Genomic DNA, 1,430 nt, shown 5'->3' with positions numbered 1-1,430 from the left:
CTGCTCCATGGCGGGGATGATGAGGCTCCAGACCGAGGCCGCCACCATGACACCGGCGGCAAAGCCCGTCAGCATCCGCTGCAGGCGGAGGTTCATGCCCCACAGCACACTGGAATACGGTTCGTTTCCAAGCGTCGGAGTCTGGGCTGTCGTGCTCTGGCTCTTGTACAAAGCAGTAATGCCGAATACGGAACCTGCGCCCATGCCGTACAAGTCCAGCGGGAGTTCCGCGCGGGCACCAAGTAACAGCTTGTTGTCGATTTCGAACAGGGGTTCGCATTCGTAGCTGACCTTGATTTCCTTGTTCGGGTCAAGGGCGCGTTCGCTCAAAAGTTCAATCTGGCCGAGTTCGTAGTTGACTTCGTAGTCGGTACCGCGAATAAGGGTCGTAGAGCCCGCCGTCACCTTTTCGGTTCCCGGCGAAATATCCATACAGGAACTGCCACTCACGGAATAGCTGGAACTGGGATCGCGGACGCTCAAAGTAGAACTGCGGCGCTTACCCACCGATTCAAAGTAGAAGCGATTCGTATAGCGAGAAAGGTTGTAGACCGGGAGCGTATAGAGCTGAGCCATGGCCGCAGACGAGTCCAGGTTACGCAGCGGTTCCAAGCAGTTCTGGCGAGCCAGATCATCTTTGTTCGGCTTACCCGCATAGATCGGGTCGTCTCTCGATTTACAAGGTAGCCACATTTCGCCCGTGTAATTACCGGCAGCGTCTTTCTTAAAGATTGTAGCGTCGTTTACCAAAGGCGTTCCCGTCGTGGTATCCACCAGGCCGAGTTTCTTGAGGAAGTCTCCAGAAATGCCCGCCTTGTTTTTCATGCGCAGCACAAAGCTCGAAGAACTTGCATCCGAAATACCGATGGAATACACGTTACGCAACATCAACTTGTCGATGTCCACGAGTTCCGAAAGGGTGGCGTCCCACTGGACAAGCGCAATCGTATCGCCTTCTTTCACGGCAGTCTTGCCATCGTGGTCTTCAGCCCAGCTAGCGGCAAGCAAGGTATTGCGGTTCACTCCGTTAATCTTGAGTACGCCCGTTTTTTCATCGTAAGAGAACACATCGTTGTTGGTGTTCTTGATTTCAGCCAAGCGTTCCACCTTCTTGACAATCGTCTTTCCGTTCGGCGTCACATACCTGACATAGACGTTATCAATGACTTCCTTGGAATTCGTCGCACTGCGCTTGTAAAGTTTCAGGCTGGTCGCCTTATAGGTCGAAGTCTTTCTACCTGAAACCGAATATTCCTTGATGTAAGTATTCCTAGCCTCTTGGTTCAAGAAGTAATAACGGTAAGCGACAAAGCCTTTATCAAGAATCTGGAATTCTGTCGTCGATTCGCTGGCCTTCAGGCTGTATTCTTCCTGGTCACCACCATCCTGCGAAGCAATCGTCGTAAGGCGCCAGTCTCCAAGCTTCCAGT

General features: G+C 52.5%; 1 protein-coding gene. It reads right to left on the bottom strand.

Going from position 1 to position 1,430, the window contains the following annotated elements; genetic code table 11:
- Nucleotides 1-1,430: cell surface protein SprA (gene sprA / locus Q0628_RS00640; RefSeq protein WP_298767539.1), on the bottom strand; the 1,430-nt coding region annotated here is incomplete at both ends.

It is taken from the genome of uncultured Fibrobacter sp., assembly GCF_937877005.1.
Classification (GTDB): Bacteria; Fibrobacterota; Fibrobacteria; order Fibrobacterales; family Fibrobacteraceae; genus Fibrobacter.
This window is presented reverse-complemented; position numbering and strand designations above follow the sequence as displayed.